This is a genomic window from Pedobacter sp. MC2016-14 (genome assembly GCF_020991475.1).
GTDB lineage: Bacteria > Bacteroidota > Bacteroidia > Sphingobacteriales > Sphingobacteriaceae > Pedobacter.
The window spans coordinates 112,664-133,038 of sequence record NZ_JAJMPA010000004.1 but is presented as its reverse complement, the minus strand read 5'-3'; the positions used below and the strand labels follow the sequence as shown (position 1 = coordinate 133,038).

The window sequence follows — 20,375 nt, the reverse complement described above, 5'->3', positions numbered from 1 at the left end:
TTTCCTCCAATTCAATTGCACAAACCAAGATTAAAATTGAAGCCGATGGCCAATCAGACACCTACCTTTTTGCAGTACTGAAATTAATCCTCGGTACTGAACCATTTTATGACCAGCCAGAAAAGCGGGCTGAAAATGGCCATATTCTGGATTCAGGAGTTGATGAAGGAATGACAGTAAAGCAGAATATTAATGGACGATCTATTTCTTAGCCGGAGTTATATATGTTTTAAATGAACCTTTATTATGTGAATTCACAGCATCACTTACTGCGTTATTGACGTTGTTGTTGATGCTGTTTGCGATTACAGTATGATGTGCCGCGGCCCCAATTTGATACGCATTATCTGTATTAACTGCAGTGTTGTTCTCAAATATGCTACCCAGAATTCCAGGGATATCTCCATTTGAAGATGCAATTTTTGTCCCGGAATCGTAAGCGTAATTGATATAGCCTTCGGTTTTAACAAAACCAGAGGTTACATTAGGTAGATTTGCCTGCAGGAAGTTATTTCTAACTTCCATGCCAGAGGCACCTATACCAATTAAATTTTCAGCTTTGCTTTGTGTAAGCCATATGTTAATATATGCAGGCCTCCTACCATCAGTATCTATAATCTGGTTACCTTTTATCAATCCATTTCGGGTTAAGTTATATCTGTTTGTTAGCAAGCGCTGATCTGCACGAATGTAAATTCCTTCAGAATTTATCAGTTTATTGTCAATGATATCCACTTCACAGAGGCCGCTATAAAACCAGATTCCACGGTTATTTCCTTTTAAAATATTGTTTTTTATCAGCATTTGGTAGGCAGACCATTGCGTAACTACATACCTGCTGCCGGGTTCTGGGATAACATCCCAGGCTTTGTCTATGGTAATTGTAGTATCGTTGTTACCTGTCGCAGTTCTCCACTGCCCTGCACCCTTTCCACTAACTATTACAATGGCATAGTTTGTTGGATGCACGGCATATTGCCAATCTGTACTTACCCTGTCTGTTAAATCCTGAAATTCTTTTTTCTTGTCTGTAATCGATGTGCTTGTGGCACTGGTAATTGTGCCGACATTCTGTTGGTGTGCATTCCCGCCCTGGCTTAAAATTGTTTCACCCTGATTTCTGCTTTTTATCGGGGCGCCAGAAACATCAAAAGTATTGGCTTGTATCACAACGTCAGCAGTGTAATCCAGGCTCAATCCGCCGGTTTCACCTTCTGCCTGATGGTCTCCATCGCGGAGAAAAAAGTTGTTTTCAAAAATAGCATGATGGCAACCATTGGCGCCAAAACGGCCTGCCGTGTAAAAGTGCTTGTTATTTTTAAAAATGATGTGGTGAGAATTTTTAAGATCCCAGGGCCAGGTGCGTGTAGGCGCGTTGATGTTTCTAACACTTTGGGTGATGCTCTTAAAAGTACATCCAGTAATTAACAATTGATCTACATTCACCATTGCCAGACCCCAACCCGTATTAAAATCAAAACTGCAGTTTTTCATCATCAGTTTAGAACCACCTTCAGGCATGTTTTTGATGTTGTGCACAAAGTCTCCATACTCATTTACATTTTGCATAGACAGGTCCAGCAGTCCACTAGTAGTAATTCCACCGGGCCAAACCATTGCCATGCCCTCAGCCCTGCTGTCGGGCCAACCCAACGTCCATCCATAGGGGGCTTTAACCCGTTCCGTTGAAAATGCAGCGCCGTAGCCGTAAATTATTTTAGTCTGATCTGGTCCGTCACCCTTTAACACCACCCTTGAACGCATGGTAATCCCACTTCCTGTACTGTAAAACAATTTGTAGGTGCCAGATGGCAGATAAACCACGCCTCCATTTATACTTGCTTTGTCAATGGCTTCCTGAATGGCATTGCGGTCATTGGTGCCGCCATTGCCGGTGGCCTTTTGTTTTAAACGCGGATCGGTTTTAACATTATAAACATTCTGGTTAAAGTTAAAATCAGCAGCCCATGGCACTTCAAGTTTAAATGGGTCGTCACCAGTTTTTCGTACCGCTATTTTTTCATCAAAAATTGCCTCTCCATATTTATCTCCATATCCATTGTTTAAGGAAATTTGGTAGGATTTTCCGGGGATAAGATTTTCAGGAGCTTTAAGCTGAATTTCAAAAGCATTCGCTTTTAAAACTTTTGCGGTATGTACCTGTCCAGTATTGTCGGCAAGTATAAATTTAACAGTGCTTAAATTACTGCCTAAGCTTAGGTTTCTTCCAAATAGCCTAAGAATAGTGCCTGGCATAATTTCATTAAATTCATAAGTAACTGCACGGGCGCGGTTAATAAAAACCGGATTACTTAATTTATGATCACTTTCTATCCAAACCGCATATAATCCGATTGAAATATCGGATGGAATTTTTGCGGCGGCATATTGCGCTGATCCAGTAAGTACAGCTAGTTTTATTTGAGGTTTTAATACTTTCTCAGTTCCATTTACAGGGCTTAACCATACAATGGATGCTGAGCCGAAGCCATATCCTTGCAGGGCAATGGTCTCACCAGGTGCAGCCGATTCGCTTACCTGGTAAATAACTGGGGTTGGACCACTTCGATTGATATGTGCGGAAGAGAAGGAATAAAGTAAGGTACTTAGGAAAAGAAATAGCATTCTTAAGATCATGGTCTTGTTTATAAATGGTGTGCCTCAAATGTAGATAGATTATGTGCAGCATCAATGTACCATAGTTTCAAATTTGTATACTTAAATGTTACTATAGTATTCAATATTAAGTACAGTTAGGCTTTACATTTACATTTATAAATAACCAAACCAAATATAAAAATTAACATGACAACTTATAAGTCGATTTTCCTTCTCGTGCTATTGGTAATAGTCACAAAGCAGACCGTAAGCGCACAAGTGCGATCTCCAGGGCAGGAATTTGAAACTCCTGATTATAATTTCTACTTAAATGGCGATTTAAAAGCATTTAGGGCGGGTTTCTCTACTAAATCTGACGCTTCGGGAGTTGAGTATCTTATATTAAAGCTTAAGTCAGATCGTAAAATAACACCGGCACCTTTAATTTTAAAGTGGAGTATACCTATTGTAGATATTCAAGGTGTTTGGACTCCAGGCCGCAATTTCAATAAGTACCTTTATCCCACTTGGTCACCCAATAATTTCTTTTTATCGGGTGCCACTACAAATGCACCTGTAACCACGCTTTATAACCTAAATAACAAGAACCGTTTAACATTTGCCTGTTCAGATGCACTTAATTTTTTAAGGATTGGCTCTGGAGTAAATGAGGTGACTACCATGATAGATTGTGAGCTGAAGCTTTTTACAGAGCCCCAGCCAGACATCAGCAGTTATGAACTTGTAATACGCCTGGATAAAAGAGATGTTCCCTATTGGGTTTCATTGGCCGATGTTTCAAAGTGGTGGGCAGAGATACCTGCTTATAAGCCAAATCTATCACCAGAGGCCGCCAGGTTGCCCATGTATTCTACATGGTATAGTTTTCATCAACAATTAACAACTAAAGATGTAGAAGAGCAATGCAGGTTATCCAAGGCAATGGGCTGCGAAACAGTTATTGTAGATGATGGATGGCAGACCTTAGACAGCAGTTTGGGATATGCTTACACTGGAGATTGGAATCCGGACCGTATCCCGGACATGAAAGCTCATGTAGCCAGGGTACATCAATTGGGTATGAAATATATGCTCTGGTATTCGGTTCCATTTGTTGGAGAAAAATCAAAGGTCTATCCTCAATTTAAAGGTAAATATCTCTATTATAAAAAGCGTTGGGCTGCTTATGCTTTAGATCCCAGATTCCCGGAAGTGCGACAGTATATGATTGACAAGTATATTAAAGCCTTAAAAGACTGGGATATTGACGGCTTTAAGCTGGACTTTGTAGATTCTTTCGTGCCTGATGAAGGAACTGTACAACAGGCTTCGGAAGGAAGAGATTTTGCTTCTATAAATGATGCGGTAGATAAACTCCTGACAGATGTAATGGTTAGCTTACGCGCAATTAAACCCGATATTTTAATTGAGTTCAGGCAATCTTATATAGGCCCAATGATGCGTAAATATGGAAATATGTTCAGGGCTGGAGATTCTCCAAACGATGCTTTGTCAAACCGTTTAAGAACAATTGATTTGCGGCTGCTAAGCGGTAATACAGCTGTACATTCTGACATGTTGATGTGGCATAAGGATGAAAAAGTGGAAGTAGCGGCGTTACAGTTTTTAAACATACTTTTCTCTGTTCCACAGATTTCTGTGAAACTTGATGAAATACCGCTTGCACACCGGGAGATGCTTGTATTTTGGCTGGCCTTTTGGAAAACAAACCGTGCTGTTATTTTAGATGGAGATTTTCGTCCTTCTCAGCCTGATCTTAATTATCCTTTGGTAACTGCAATGAATGCGCAGCAGGAACTAGTTGCAGTATATGCTCCCGGCACTGTTGTAAAAATAACCGGAAAGATGGTAAAGCAAGTATCCATCGTAAATGCCAATTACGGTAAAGAGCTGATCCTGGATCTGAATGCAGATGCCGGTATTAGGGAACTGGTGATAAGAGACTGCAGGGGCAAGCAAGTTAAGATTCAAAAGATAAATCTGGCAAAAGGACTGCATAAATTTGAGGTCCCACCATCCGGTTTACTGCAGGTTAGTAGCTACTGATAGTTGGAAAAAGCTAAATAAAACAGCCATAATTGTGGTTTTGACGTTATTGTAATTATTGTACATAAAAATGTAACCACGGTACATCGTATGCAAAGGGAATGCCTCTAGATTTACACTTACCAAATAATAAACTCTTATGACCAATAAAATCAACAAACACATTAGGGGCTTTCTTTCATTTCTATTTCCTGAAACCCGCTTATCGCCCGCAGGCATTTATGACTACAGTATGGTGTCCCTGTGTTCATCTCAAAAAGTATTCATTAAAAATACATAGAAAAGCATATTGCATATGAAATCGAAAATTTACTTATTTATTCTTTTAGCAGCTCTCCTATGTAGCTCCGATTTAATTGCATTGGCTGTATCGCCACCTATTGCAATTAAAGGTACGGTGAAAGGCGATGACGGCGATCCTATACCCGGGGTAAGTGTTGCGCTAAAAGGAACCAAAATAGTTGTTGTAACCGATGGTGATGGTAATTACCGCATGAGTGTACCAGATGGAAAAGGCACACTGGTATTCTCGCATGTATCTTACCAGAGGTTGGAAGTTCCGATTAATGGCAAAGTGACTATCAATGTAGAGTTAAAAGCCAAAAAAGGTGATCTTGATGAGGTTGTAGTAGTTGGATATGGAACGCAAAAACAGCGTGATGTAACAGGTTCTATCGGAAGTATGAAAAGTACGGAGATTGAAAGATATAATGTGAATAGTTTCCAAACTGCCCTGCAAGGACAAATAGCTGGTTTGGATATGAGCGAGTCAAGTGGGGTTCCGGGTGCTGCGGTGAATGTGAGAATTAGAGGATTAAGTTCAATTAACGGGAATTCTGCACCATTGTACATCATTGACGGTAACCCGGTGCTTACAGGTAATGGTGGTGATGGGGACGATCCGGTAACCAATGGTCCCAATACCGGTACTCATTCCAATCCGCTTGCAGACATCAATCCAAATGATATTGAGTCAATAGAGGTTCTTAAAGATGCTGCGGCAACCTCTATTTATGGTGCCAGAGGTGGCGCGGGTGTAATCTTAATCACTACAAAACGAGGAAAGGCCGGGCAAACCAGTTTTAACTTTAGTGTGAATAACGGCTATAGTCAGGTAGCCAAAGAAGTTGAATTGCTTAATGGGCCTCAATTATTGTCCATTTTAGATGAATCTCAACGGAACACATTTTATAGTAATCCACTGAACGCGGGCTTACCTACACCCGAGACGGTGCTTCCGGGATTAACTGGTTTAAACCGTGGTATGGCTGATACTACTAATGTTAATCATTTACATGACGTACTTCGTATGGGGATATTTACCGACGTAAATTTATCTGCTACAAATGGTACCGATAAAACAAAGTATTATATCAATGGTAATTATAGAGGTACAATTGCGACGATCAGAGGAACCGATATGTTTCAATATAGTTTGCGTGCTAATATAGACCATGATCTTAGTAAATATATAAAGGTAGGTGTGAGCCTTTCCCCCTCATACAATTTGACTAACAGACTTGGTTCCGGTACTGCATCTGCTATTGGAGGCTATGGGGGAGCCTTAGTGTCTAATCTCCCTATTTATAAAGTGTACAATGACGATGGTACCTATTTTAACCCCTGGACAAACCCTGTTGCCTATCGTGACAGGTCTCTTTACAGTAGTAAGCAAACACGTATTCAGTTTCCGCTTTCTGCTTATTTTGAGGCCAGATTGTTGCCTAGCCTAACATTCAGGACTATGGCTCAAAGATCTGATTGGGACCAAAAAGCCCCTACTTACTTGAGCTCTGTTTTGAGACTAAGGGATACTAATGCATCTGATACCAGCCCTTTTCCAGATGATCAGCTGGCACAGCAGATCCTTCAGAATTCATTCGGGTACAGTAATGCGATACAATCCTTCTTTACATTTAAAAAACGCTATGGTAAAGATCATAATGTAGAAGGTACTACAGGAATGAATTTTTCAGAAGCAAACCAGTTTTACGAGGCTATGGTTGGGCAGAACTTTGCGGGATCAAATTTTATATATCCATCTCAGGGTGCCAATATTCAAAATACCTTCCAAACGGCTGCTGCAGATGATAGAAATGCAAACTTGTCTTACTTTATACGTGGTAACTATCAGTATAAAAAGCGATATATAACTAGTTTGACGGTAAATAGGGAAGGTAGTTCTAAATTTGGAGGAAATAAACGTTTCGGTACTTTTCCTGCCGTTTCACTGGGTTGGATCGTTTCTGATGAGGGTTTTCTTAAGAAAAGTAATTTCATCAGTTTTCTTAAAATTCGTGCCAGTGCCGGTTTAACGGGTAACTCAAGCGGAATTGCAAATACCGCAGCAAACGATACCTGGGGTCTGCCTCCGAATGGAGCTTCCTACCTTGGTTTACCATGGATTCAGCCTAGCTTACCAGCAAACCTACAACTGCAGTGGGAGAAGGGTACTAAATATGACGCCGGTATAGATGCAACATTTTTAAAAGGTCGTGTAAGCACCACCCTTGATCTTTATCATTACACGACCACGAAAATGCTTTTGTCTATTCCAGTGCCTTTAACTTTTGGTTACGGTCATACCAGCACAGAACCTTCATTTATTGAAAATAGGGGGGCGTTGCAAAATAAAGGTATTGAGTTTTCAATTACTTCAAATAACCTGACTGGAGCATTTAAGTGGAGAACAACTTTTAATATAACGCACAATGTAACCAAAATCTTAGACCTTGGCGGTCTTACTCCTGAGGTTGTTGCAGGTGGTGGTGGTGCGGTACGTTTGTATGAAGGCAGAAACGGGCCGGTTTACTCTTTAATTGAATGGGCTGGCGTTGATGCTGCAACGGGTGGGGAATTAGTCAGGAATGAAGCTGGAATTGCTGTTTTAGCCAATTCCCTAACTACAGATCAGTTACAAAACTTGCGGAAACCTCAATATGATAAATCACCTATGCCAAAATTCTTTGGTGGTTTTGGCAATACCTTTCAATATAAATCATTTGAGCTAAGTGCATTCTTTTCTTACCGGTATGGTAATTACCTGCTGGATGCTGGTGAACGTCAGCGGAGTTATGTGGGCAATTATTCGATATCGAATTATTCAAACTCTTCTGACGGGCCAAATGGGACCGCGGGAGCTACAACCGTAAACCTAGGCAATTTACCTGTTATTATATTAAATAGGTGGACTACTCCAGGACAGGAGACTGATATCCCTAAATTATTCTATAATGATCCAACAAATGATAAACTAAGGGGGATAAATACAACAAGGTTTTTGTATGACGCATCTTATATCCGTTTAAAAAATGTTCAGTTGAACTATGTTTTACCTAAGAAAACAGTAGCCAGGTTAGGGCTAAAATCAGCAAAAGTTAACGTAACAGGACAAAATCTCTTATTGTTTACTAAGTTTCCGGGAGCTGACCCTGAAGCAATAACCATTACTAATGGTACGGCAAATTACCGCGAGCGTAATATTGCCTTCGGAATAATTCAAAACGTAGTGCCCTTACCTAAAATGTTAACGTTCGGTTTAAATGTGGGTTTTTAATACTAGAATCATGAAAAATACTATAATATTAATATTTGTGCTCGGAATATTTCTTGCTGGCTGTGAAAAAAGATTAGAAGTTACCCCCCCACTCTCCGCTACTGAACAGGAGGCACTGTCTTCTGTTGACGGAATGGATGCGGCACTGGCGTGGGCATATAGCGGTTTGCATGGGCATTTAAGTACCCGTTCCATTATGTATTCTGAATTAATGGCAGATCATTTAAATTATACGAGCACCGGCACCGTAGTGGAGATGGTGACCTCAAGATATTACTATGCCAGAGATAGGGAAGCCATAATCAATGATGAGGGATCTTCTGCAGCAGGATCACAAAGTTTTGTGGCATCAAAAGCTTTGGGTAACTTATACAGATCGGTAACTACAGTAGGTTTGGTGATTAGAGGTGTGGAAAGGGGCTATGCGGATGCAGATGTTACCTTTCCAGTAAATAGAGATCGGATTTTGGGTGAATCGTATTTTATCAGAGCTGCAACTTACTTTGATATTGTACGTTTTTATGCCAGGGCATGGGGTGCAACGGCCGACAATTCTCATCCGGGTATAGTATTGAACGATGATGCTGTTGTTGACAGAGAGAGTCAAATTAAACCTCGTGCCACTGTTGCACAAGTTTATGAAAGTGTGATCAATGATTTGATTAAAGCTGAGCAGTTGTTGCCAGCAGGATATAATCCTGCTATTCATCCTCCGGCTTATCAAGGACGCACCTATAAAGATGCTGCCCGGGCTTTGTTAGCCAGGGTGTATTTTCAGCAGCAGAATTATGGAAAGGCAAAAGAAGTAATTGACAGATTGATAGGTGCAACACCGGGAGAACCTTCAAATCATCCGCTGGAAACAGGTGATATTACAGATGTCTTTTCCAGACGTGGAATTAACAATATTAATCCGGAAAGTATTTTCCAAACTACTTCCTCTTTAGATGTAAATGCAACTACTACGTATTGGAATACAAATAATGGTGCCTTTGGTGTTGCGCCGACTACTGTTTCTCAAGCGAGGGTTACGCCTAGCTTTATAAGTGATACCCACCATTATTCTACAGATGTTAGATACACATTGCTATTGCGTCCCGGCACTACAGGTTTAATTCCAAATAAATACAGTAAAGCAGGTATTTTTAGTTTTAACCTGCCGCTTATAAGAACAGCGGAAATGCTCTTAGACCGGGCAGAAGTAAATGTATTGGCGAACAACTTGTCTGATGCGGTCGCAGATATTAATGCCATAAGAAAAAGAGCATATGGCTATTATCAGCTGCAAACCCAGCCAGAGAAAGATGCTTATAATCTGAGTAGTAAAAATATCCCTCTAACTATAACTCAGTCTGCCCTATTGGATACGATACGGGTGGAGCGTATTAGAGAATTAGCTTTTGAAGGAGACCGCCTTTGGAACTTAAAGCGAATAAAACAAGCAATCCCTCCGGGAGAACGAGTTGGGGCATCACCTTTACCATGGGATGGAAATGAACTTGTTTTAAAGTACTCTTTTTTAGAGATGAATAAGAATCCATTATTAGTAAACAACTAGCAATATAAAGATGAAATATTATTTTTTTCTACTATTAATATGCTGCAATATTGCTTTAATGAGCAGTTGCAAGGATGATGATATGGCTGCGTTTCCACGGGTTGAGGGCATTCAGATTAGTCCAATAGCAGAGTATAAAGAATTATACCCTGGTGCCATAGTGTCATTTCAATATAAAATCAACTCACCGGAACTTATAAGAAGTTTTCAGGTACAATTTAAATTTCCAGACGATGCTGATTTTAAAGTTCTGCCAGAATACCCTGAAATAGCGGTTCAAAATCCTTCTGCGTACACATATTTTCAGGATTTTGAATATACCTTACCTCCATCATCCACCTCAATCAATAAGTTGCTGCTGTTTAAACTTATTGCTAAAACGGCGAATAAGACATATGAAAAAGTCTACACTGTACGTATGATGAGTACAGGTTTATCGACAATAAGGCTGTACAATCCAGAAATTTCCGGTTATCTTAAAGCTCAGGCCATTGATCTTTTGGAGGCAAAAATGGTTCCCGCTAACTTCTTGCCAGCTACTAAGGATATGATTCCAACTATCTGGCGTACTACTATTACTGGTAACGGCGATACATTCCTTTCGTTGAGAGGTTGGGCTGCAGGGAACTCAAGCCGTTTTAAGTTAAAAACAAAAGCCGATTTTGATAAAGATCCCTCCACTTATGCGAGCACTTATTCTACGGGTACAGAATTGACAGGAGCCGAACTTGGCTCAACTGTCACCTCAATTGCAGCGCTGGCGGTTAATACTTATTATATAGCAAAAGTGGTACGCAGTAGCGGAACGAGCTATGTAGGTGTTTACGTTAAAGCAATACCTTCCTCCGGATACAATGTTCCCAAAAAAACACAGGATTTCTCAAAAGAATTTTTAGAAATACAAATTAAGAAATAAGAATTTAAGCTATTGTCATGATAAAAACGTTATTATATACATTTTTGACTTTGCAAGTTGCTGCCGTATCCGCTCAAGTTAAAGCCATTAAAACCAATGTGCCAGATAACAAGATTGTACGGAGCGACACTTTGCCGAAACAATTGATACCGCTGGGGTATAATTTCCTCGCCCCAAATCGTATTTCCGGGGCTGTAGCCAGTGTAAAAGCTCCTGCACTTCAAAATATGCTTGTGCCAAATTTCCAAACAGCTTTACAGGGTCAGGTTGCCGGATTGCATGTTATTCAGGCAAATGGACAGCCCGCTACTGATGTGGTTATGAGATTGCGGGGCACGTCGTCAATTTATGCAGAGACACAGCCTTTATTTGTGATCGATGGGGTTCCTGTTTATTCGGGACCCAGAGAGCATGAAACTAAAGGAATAGCGGCAGGTTGGGGTACTACATTTAACCCACTCTCGGATTTGGATCTGGACAACATTCAGTCTGTAGAGGTTTTAAAAGATGCTGCCAGCACTGCAATTTATGGTACAAGAGGTGGTAACGGGGTTATCTTAGTTACCACAAAAAAAAGTGAGAAAGATAAATCCGCTATTAATATTGATCACTATCAGGGGATTACGCAGGCAACTAATCGTATAAATAGCTTAAATGGTTCGCAATACTTGCAACAACTTGACAGGGCCTGGGTAAATAGCGGGAATGCCGGGCAGGCAGCCCTACCCGCAGTTCCTGCTTTCAGCAGAGCAGAGGCAGAAGCTACGAATACCAATAACCTGGATCAGATATTGGATCATGGACGAATGGAACAATTGAATTTTTCTACGAGTTATGGGAGTAGCAAATCTTCATTTTATTTATCGGGTAATTATCATAAAGAAAAAGGCATTATAACTGGTAATGACCTTTCGCGTTATTCTGGTAGAGTTGGGATCTCAAATCAGATCAGTAAGCGATTGAATATTGGGGTAAGTACGGCTATAAGTTTTATCGACTATAACAGTATGCCCGTTGGTTATGGATCAGGAGGGGGATTCAATGCGGCGCAAGCTAATTTACCAATATATCCATTCTACAACCCTAATGGCACTTATTTTTATGCAATTAATCCTGCGGTATTGAATTTGCCAGGTACCAACGTAGCTGCATTTCAAAGCAAACGTGACTTCGACAATAAAGAGACGACCAGACGGGTTACAGCAGGAGCAAATTTAACATACCTGCTGGCTAATGGCCTTGATTTGCGCATTGATGGTGCATTTGAAAAATATCAGCATAAAACAGCTAATTATCTTTCCAGACGTGTCCGCTTGGGCTCAGCAGCCGCGCCTTTGGCGCAATCTGGTTTACCTACCGCTTACAATGCGTATGAGAAATATTCAAATGACTTATATAACATCAGGGCAGTAGCAAATTATAAAAAGAACTTTGAAGATCATAAGATCACAGCTGTAGGCGGATTTGAATTTATTTACAATGAAAATCCTTACTTCTTTGCGGAGGCGGAAGGTTTTGCGAGTGAAGGTAGCCGTGAGCCAACTTCCGGAGCGTTCAGAAATGCATTTACTGCCGAGGACTTAATAGCCAATACTTACACTTTTGTTGGATATTTCGCTAACGCCAATTACGCTTATAAAGACAAATACCTCTTGGGAGCAACGGTTAGACTTGATGGGTCATCACGTTATGGCGCAGCTAATAAATATATATACACTCCTGCTGCTTCAATTGGGTGGCTGCTTTCCAGGGAAGATTTTCTTAAGAACTCAAAATTGATCAATTTGCTCAAAGTAAGAGCAAGCTATGGGGCTTCAGGTAATTCTGGTATTGGAAATTATTCATCACTTGAGCGATGGTTTTTAACAGCAGATTCAAGATATCTTCAGCAGCCTGGAATTCAAATAGTGGGTATGGGTACCCTTAATTTGAAACCGGAGCGGACTAAACAGCTTGACCTGGGATTGGATTTCGAAATCGTAAAAAGTAGGATTTCTGGTGCATTTGATTATTATAACCGGATTACAGATCATTTACTTTTAAGTTACGACGCACCTCCTTCTGCTGGAGTTGCCGATGGCGGATTACTATTAAATGCAGGCAAATTAAGAAACAGGGGCATAGAGCTATCTCTTGTTTCAAAGAATATTACCGGCAAGTTTTCCTGGGATTCCAGGCTTACTATTGCGCGAAATAAAAATGAGGTGTTGGACCTGGGGGGATTAACTCCCGAACAAGTTAGTTCGCATAAAAACATAACAACCTATGAAGGACATCCGTTAGGCGTTTTTTATTTGGCTGAGTATGCCGGCGTTGACCCTGCCACAGGCCAGGAATTGATTTATGATACTGATGCAAATGGGAATGATATTAAGGTTCCGGCAACGAGTGCTGCACAAATAGATGCCCTGCGCAGGCCCCAGTTTGATAAACCATCTGATCCAAAGTTTTTTGGGGGGGTAAACAATACGTTCAGCTATAAAAACTTTGATTTAAGTGCATTTATTACGTTTTCGTATGGCAACTATGTACTTGATGAAGGTGAACGCGTACTGAGTTATTTAACAGGTACAAATAACTTAAGGGAAACTGCAGCAGATAGCTGGACACCAGCTAATGGCAGTTCAGACTTTCCTCGTCTGCTGTATAACGATCCTATCGCTGGAAGCAATACTACCCGCTTCCTTCATGATGCATCTTATCTAAGGATGAAAAACATCACTCTTGGCTATTCTTTCAAAAACCAAATCAAGAAATTAAAATTTTTAAAAGAGGCAAGACTATTTATTTCAGCACAAAATTTATTTACTGTAACAAGTTTTCCAGGTTGGGATCCGGAAGTATCAGGTAACTATACTGCAAATGTAGCGCGAAGTCTAAATCAGGGGATTACCTATATGGATGTACCACAACTACGAACATTTGCAGCAGGATTTAATTTGCGTTTTTAATATAAAAAGTATAAAGGAGATGAAAAAATATATAATACTTACCCTTTTTATAGCTGTGCTAAGTACAGGGTGCAAAAAATTAATAAACGGTCCGGATCATTCAACACTTAGTACAGGTGCTATATTTGAATCGGCACGTGATCTGGACAATATCTTATACGGTGCATATGGCGCAATTGCAAGTGGTCATACTGTTGCTGGTAACTGGAAATTGTTTTCTGAGTTATTGGCAGATCATGTTATAGTAAACCCCTTAATTACAGGCAGCACGCCAGAGGATCCTTACGATCAAGTATATAAAAGAGCACTTAAACAAGCAGAATATGCTGATAACTGGCGTATTGGATATACCGCTATTCAAAATGCAAATACAGTTATATACGCCATTGAGAACAATTTAATTACTAAAGAAATTGATCCTGAATATAGCGACGTTACCCGGGATAAAATGCTGGGGGAGGCTTATTTTATCAGGGGATTATGCCACTTTGAACTGGTTAGATTTTATGGTAAGCAGTATCAGTTTAGTACACCTTCTACTCCAACCAGCACAGGTATACCCTCTCCAAACAATAGCCTGCCCAATAGTGGCGTGATTTTAAGAACAAAGCCCTCAATTAATATTACCAAGGCAGACGATATTATTGGACAAGGAAGGGCTACCGTTGAAGAAACTTATCAATTAATTATCAGTGATCTTAAAAAGGCTGAGGATTTGTTACCTGCGTCATCACTGCAAGGTTTATCCGCCCGCAGGGGGAGGGCCACCAATTACGCGGCAAGGGCAATACTTGCGCGTGTTTATTTTCAGCAAAATGATTTTGTTAATGCAAAACTTGAGATCGCAAAGGTTATTGGTGATGTGCCAGGTTCAATAACAACTGCCTATACATTGGTGAGGGCCAATGCTGCAGGTGCAACTCCTTCACTTGCTAATGCCCAAGCGAATGTTATTGCTCCATTTTCCTCAACGGGAGTTATTACCGCCAGGCCAACTGAAGTAATTTATGATCTGGTAGGCAGTACGGTTGTACCTGTTAACACGGTGCTTAAAACCAAGTACGTTCAGGTTGCCAGCACAACTGAAGCACAATTGGCCGTTAGCGCAACTTTCATAGCCGATGCTAATTTCAATGCCAACGATACCAGATTAACAAGGTTAATTACAACAGTGGCCTCTCCGGGCGGTCCTAGATATTATACCAGAAAATATGATCAGGCTGCGATGAACGTACCTGTAATACGTTCAGTAGAGATGATATTAGATAGAGCAGAAATTAATGCTATGGAGGCAAGCACGCTCCCTAACGGCTCAGCGCAGCATCTTGCTGCACTTGCAGATTTGGTTCAGATTAGAAGCAGGGTTATCGTAAATGCTGCTGCTGCCTATCCTACAGCAACAACGATCAATTCAACGCAAATCCTGGCTGAAGTTAGAAAAGAGCGTATCAGGGAACTTGCTTTTGAAGGGGACCGTTTTCATAATTTGCGACGTCTTGGTGCATTGGGTGTTATTACAAATATACCTAATGGAGATCGAACTGGTGCTGAAGTGCTTTCCTGGAATAGCAACAAGTTATTGTTCAAAATTCCTAATGCAGAGATAAGGAGCAGCAATAATGTAGTTCAGAACCCGGATTAGATAGCATTGCCATGAAACTAAGATTGATCCTGATTTTTATTGTTGCTTTTAATTTGGCCTACAGTCAGCAGAAAAAGAACCACGCAATCATTGATGCTCAAGATCCTTTTACCCCTTATTTACGCAATACGACGCCTAAAATAATTACTGAATTGGGTGAAGAAACCGACAGCATTAAGCTTAAAAAAGTAATCTTTCATTCCAGGGACGTTACCATTGATGGTAAAGTTATTTCCACAAATGTGTACGCGGCCATTGCCCGCCCCTTAAAACCCGGCAACTACCCGGGTATCCTGGTGCTTCATGGAGGTGGCGGTGCTGCCGAAATAGATAAAATCAGGAACTGGGCAGCTAAAGGTTATATAGCCGTTTCACTTGACCTCCCCGGTGTAACCGCACCTGAAAAAGTACCCAACTCAACAGGGTTCTGGAAAACCTATGCTTATGCAAAAAACCGGTTTACGGTTATGCCTGACATTACCCGCAGCACTATTTTTGAAGGCGTTGTAGCTGCAGTCCAGGGTTTGTACCTGCTTCGTTCGCAGCCCGATGTCTTTAAAGATAAAATTGGCATTACAGGTGTTTCCTGGGGCGGGTATATGACCACCATTGTTTCAGGATTGGCGAATGCAGATATCACTGCATCCTTTTCTACATATGGATCGGGGTTCTATGATACCGCTTCGGTTTTCCTGAAAGAACTTGATAAAATGTCAACAGCAGACAAAGCGCTTTGGCTAAAATATCTGGATGCGGGTAGAAGGGCAAAATACATCAACACCCCATATTTTATAGCTGCCGCAACCAACGACAACTGGTTTTATCCGCCTGCAGTAATGGCCACTTTAAAAGCTGTAAAAGGGCCTCAAAACCATTTTTTTGCAGCCAACGCCAATCATGGTGCCCCGATTCCCGGCGGTAACAGTTCAACGAAAAGGGTAGGTACGATGCAAATGGAAGAAACATATTTTAACTATTTCCTAAAAAGCATCGGGCTGCCATTGCCTCAAATTTTGAAACCAACAGGTAGTATAGACAGCTCTACTGGCAATTATAAGGTCAAATTCTCAGCAAAAGGCAAAACTAAAATTACGGCTGCAACGGTATATTACAGTACCGATTCAACATGGACAAAACGTAAATGGATTGCAGTGCAAGCCATTTCATCCAACAATCTAAATTTCGAAGCACAAATTCCAGCTCAAGTAATTGCTAAAGGTTCCTTTTGGTTTGCCAGTATATCAGACGACAGACCAGTTACTGTTTCCAGTTATCTGGTTGAAATCAAATAATTTATATAATTATGAAGCATATATCTACATGCGCGCTAAAAGCCAAACATTTTAAACACCTAATAGTAGCAGTCCTAGAATTAGTAAAAGAGTTACCGCATAAAGCTTTGCTAATGGGTATACTCAGTGTGTTGTTCATTTATTCCTGTACATCAGATTCTTCTCAAAATAAAGAATATGATGTTGTTGTGTATGGCGGAAATTCTGCAGGAGTAATGGCAGCTTATACCGCTAAAATGCAGGGTAAATCGGTAATTCTCATTGAACCTGGAAAGCATCTTGGCGGTTTATCCTCTGGCGGACTTGGACGTACGGATATTGGGAACAAATATGCTGTTACCGGTTTGGCTTTAGATTTTTATCGCAAGATTGGTAAATACTATGGAAAACTGGAGCAGTGGATTTTTGAACCTCATGTAGCTGAAGATATTTTCAATGAGTACGTTAAAAAAGCTGGATTTGAAGTGCTCTATCAAAACAGGATCATAGCTGTTAGTAAGGATAATGGAACAATTACTGAAATCACCGTAGAAAAACCAAGCTCAAAAAGGGAATCAGCTAAGACTTCTATAAAAGGGAAAATGTTTATTGACTGCAGTTATGAAGGAGATTTAATGGCAAAAGCTGGTGTTTCTTATACTGTTGGCAGAGAAGCCAATAGCGCCTATCATGAAACGCACAATGGCGTTCAGCTAGGGGAAACTCATCAGTTTATGGATGGTATAGATCCTTATAAAATCACTGGCGATCCAAAAAGCGGATTGGTATGGGGTGTAAGTCCTGATACTTTGGCTCCAAGAGGTACAGGAGACCATAGAGTTCAGGCTTATAATTTCAGGGTATGTTTAACAAGAGATCCAAAAAACCGCATAGCCATTACAAAACCAGATAACTACGACGCGAGTCGTTACGAACTTCTTTTGCGGTACCTGGCTAAATTTCCAAAAGAAATGGAGGACAAAAAAACACCGCAATGGCCCGCATTAGGTTTTGAGTTGGTACCCAATCAAAAGACCGACATCAATAACGGACATTCAGCCATGTCTACAGATATGATAGGAATGAATTACGATTATCCTGAAGCTTCTTATGAAAAGCGTGAGAAAATTATCAAAGCACATGAAGATTATACAAAGGGAATGCTTTTTTTTCTAAGTCAGGATCCCCGTATTGCTAAAAACATCAGAGATACCATGCAGCTTTGGGGCTATCCTAAAGATGAATATCAGGACAATGGCAACTGGTCGCCACAACTTTATGTAAGAGAAGCGCGAAGAATGGTAAGCGATTATGTGATGACCCAGGCCAACTGTGAAGGTAAAAAAGTTGCAGAAGATGGGATCGGAATGGCCGCGTATACCATGGATTCACACCATTCACAACGTGTTGTGGTCAATGGTATGGTTAAAAACGAAGGTGATTTAATGGTGGTGGGTTTTCCGCCTTATCCTATTTCATACCGGTCAATTGTGCCAAAAGCCTCCGAGTGTAAAAACTTAATCGTTCCTGTATGCCTGTCAGCCAGTCATATTGCCTATGGTTCTATACGTATGGAACCAGTATTTATGGTGCTTGGGCAGTCCGCAGGGCTTGCAGCCGCGTTAGCTATTGATGGTAAGGTTGCTATACAAGCTTTAGATGTTCGTAAGCTTCAGCAGGTTCTTAAAGATTATCCTTTGGCAGACAACCGGCCAGCAGCAGAAATGATTATCGATAATGAAGATAAAAATGATGTGCGCTTACAAGGCAGCTGGGCTGTTCATAAGAACGGAACTTTTGGTCCATCTTGCCTTACCGATAGCTTGCACAATGAGGTTAAATCTGTTAGATTTATACCAAACTTACCAAACTCTGGTGCAACGAGTGTGTATGCTTATTTTCCTAAGTTAAAAAACGCATCTAACCAAACCATTGTAACCGTGTTTAATGGAAAAGTGAAGAAAGAGATTGTGATTAAGCTTGATGAAATTGTGGTATTGGGTCAGGATTCAGGAGATTGGGTGCCCCTGGGAACATTTGATATGAAAAAAGGAAGAGGTAATTATGTTGAAATCTCAAATAAACATGCAGATGGGATAGTTGTTGCTGATGCCATTTTATTTAAATACTAGTAATGATTAATATGAACAAAATTGTTTTAAATGGATTTGCAGTTGCAGTATTTGCTTTGCAATCCTATTCGGTTAAGGCGGAAGTTGTGCCCAACAGTCTTTTTAGTGAACATGCTGTTTTGCAGCGAAACATGCCCGTACCAGTTTGGGGGACAGCAAGGAACGGTGAGAAAGTTACCGTAGAATTTGCCGGACAAAAGGCGGAAACCGTTGCCGCAGATGGTAGATGGATAGTTAAGTTAAAGCCATTAAAAGCGGGAGGTCCATTTGTAATGACTATTAAAGGGGATAATGCCGTGACCATTAACGATATCCTGGTAGGAGAAGTTTGGGTATGCAGCGGACAGTCTAACATGGCTTTTAAAATGGCTACCCGGGTTACCAATGGTGTGCAGGAAATTGCAGATGCAAAATATCCTCAAATAAGACAATACTATGTGCCAAACAAAGCTGGCCAGCAAATAACGGATATTGGGAGCAAATGGATAGTTTGTTCACCAGAAACCATCACTGGCTTTACTGCTGTAGGGTATTTCTTTGCACGCGATTTATACAAAAAACTGAACATCCCCTTTGGTATTATCTTGTCTGCCGTAGGTGGAACACCAGTAGAAAACTGGACCAGTCGCGAGGCGCTATCAAGTAGCCCGGAATTTAAAAACATCGTATCTTCTTATGAAAATGGGGTTTCAACCTATCCGATGCGATTGGAAAAGTATAAGAATGAAGAGGCAGCAATATTAGAGAAATATAAACTGGATACCGCAACTGCGAGAAAAGAAGGTAAACCATTGCCCAATAAACCAAGCGCTCCACAAGATCCTGCAAAAGGCGGAGGTGCCGGGGGCTTATATGCGGCAATGATTAAACCCCTGCAGCCTTTTGCCATAAAAGGTACAATATGGTATCAGGGAGAAGCAAATAGTGGCAGGGGCAAGGCATACCAAACATTATTTCCGATGATGATTGCCGATTGGCGCAAGGCATGGGGACAGGGCGACTTTCCCTTCTATTTTGTGCAAATTGCTCCTCATAAAGGAATGAGTCCTGAAATCCGTGAAGCACAATTTCTTACCGCACAAAAAGTACCAAATACAGCTATGGCGGTAACCATAGACTGTGGAAATGCAGAAGACATTCATCCTGTTTTTAAACAACCCGTTGGCGCAAGATTAGCATTGGCCGCAAGGGCATTGGCTTACAATGAAAAAATAGAATATTCTGGACCAGTGTATCAGTCTATGCAGGTAGACAATTCAAAAGCGGTATTAACTTTTAGCCATGCTAAAAACCTGGTTGCAAAAGGAGGGGAGTTAAAAGGATTTCAAATTGCCGGTACAGATAAAAAGTTTGTAGATGCCAAAACAGAAATTAAAGGCAATAAGTTGGTGGTATACAGTCCTGATGTAGCTGCACCCACCGCTGTAAGATACGGCTGGACTAATGTGCCAGATGTAAACCTCTACAACGAAGTGGATATTCCGGCTTCACCGTTTAGAACAGATTTATAGAAAAATTTGCAGCCTCTGCGGCTGTAAAACTTAAAAGGAGGGCGGACAGAGAATGTCTAGCCCTTTTTTAATGCTTATTTTGATATAAATGTTGAAGATAATAGTTAATCATACCATTTGAATTATAAGTACATTTAAAGGCTTGTACACCCCATATTCTTGATTTTGAAAAC

General features: G+C 40.7%; 10 protein-coding genes. 9 read left to right on the top strand and 1 reads right to left on the bottom strand.

Going from position 1 to position 20,375, the window contains the following annotated elements:
- Nucleotides 1-201: 201 nt before the first annotated feature.
- Nucleotides 202-2,637 (bottom strand): glycoside hydrolase family 55 protein, encoded by a 2,436-nt coding sequence (locus LPB86_RS19050; RefSeq protein WP_230693005.1) that lies wholly within the window; start codon nt 2,635-2,637, stop codon nt 202-204.
- A 168-nt stretch (nt 2,638-2,805) separates the two neighbouring features.
- Here LPB86_RS19050 and LPB86_RS19045 point away from each other — a divergent pair, with 168 nt between their 5' ends.
- From LPB86_RS19045 to LPB86_RS19005, 9 genes are all read left to right on the top strand, one after another.
- Entirely contained in the window at nt 2,806-4,665 is a 1,860-nt protein-coding gene (locus LPB86_RS19045; RefSeq protein ID WP_230693004.1) for a glycoside hydrolase family 36 protein, read from the top strand.
- A gap of 295 nt (nt 4,666-4,960) precedes the next feature.
- A complete protein-coding gene (locus tag LPB86_RS19040; RefSeq protein ID WP_230693003.1) occupies nt 4,961-8,221 on the top strand; it encodes a SusC/RagA family TonB-linked outer membrane protein in 3,261 nt (1,086 codons plus the stop codon).
- A gap of 10 nt (nt 8,222-8,231) precedes the next feature.
- Nucleotides 8,232-9,779, top strand: coding sequence for a RagB/SusD family nutrient uptake outer membrane protein (locus tag LPB86_RS19035; RefSeq protein WP_230693002.1), 1,548 nt, complete (start codon nt 8,232-8,234; stop codon nt 9,777-9,779).
- 10 nt (nt 9,780-9,789) lie between these two features.
- A complete protein-coding gene (locus LPB86_RS19030) occupies nt 9,790-10,695 on the top strand; it encodes a hypothetical protein (RefSeq protein WP_230693001.1) in 906 nt (301 codons plus the stop codon).
- 17 nt (nt 10,696-10,712) lie between these two features.
- Complete coding sequence (locus LPB86_RS19025; protein WP_230693000.1) at nt 10,713-13,646, top strand: SusC/RagA family TonB-linked outer membrane protein; 2,934 nt, start codon at nt 10,713-10,715, stop codon at nt 13,644-13,646.
- Between the two features lie 19 nt (nt 13,647-13,665).
- Nucleotides 13,666-15,288 (top strand): RagB/SusD family nutrient uptake outer membrane protein, encoded by a 1,623-nt coding sequence (locus tag LPB86_RS19020; RefSeq protein WP_230692999.1) that lies wholly within the window; start codon nt 13,666-13,668, stop codon nt 15,286-15,288.
- Nucleotides 15,289-15,299: 11 nt separating this feature from the next.
- Entirely contained in the window at nt 15,300-16,580 is a 1,281-nt protein-coding gene (locus LPB86_RS19015; protein WP_230692998.1) for a S9 family peptidase, read from the top strand.
- A 113-nt stretch (nt 16,581-16,693) separates the two neighbouring features.
- Nucleotides 16,694-18,691: an FAD-dependent oxidoreductase gene (locus tag LPB86_RS19010; protein ID WP_230692997.1), complete on the top strand. Its 1,998-nt coding sequence runs from the start codon at nt 16,694-16,696 to the stop codon at nt 18,689-18,691.
- Between the two features lie 11 nt (nt 18,692-18,702).
- Entirely contained in the window at nt 18,703-20,202 is a 1,500-nt protein-coding gene (locus LPB86_RS19005; RefSeq protein ID WP_230692996.1) for a sialate O-acetylesterase, read from the top strand.
- The last annotated feature ends 173 nt before the right edge of the window (nt 20,203-20,375 follow it).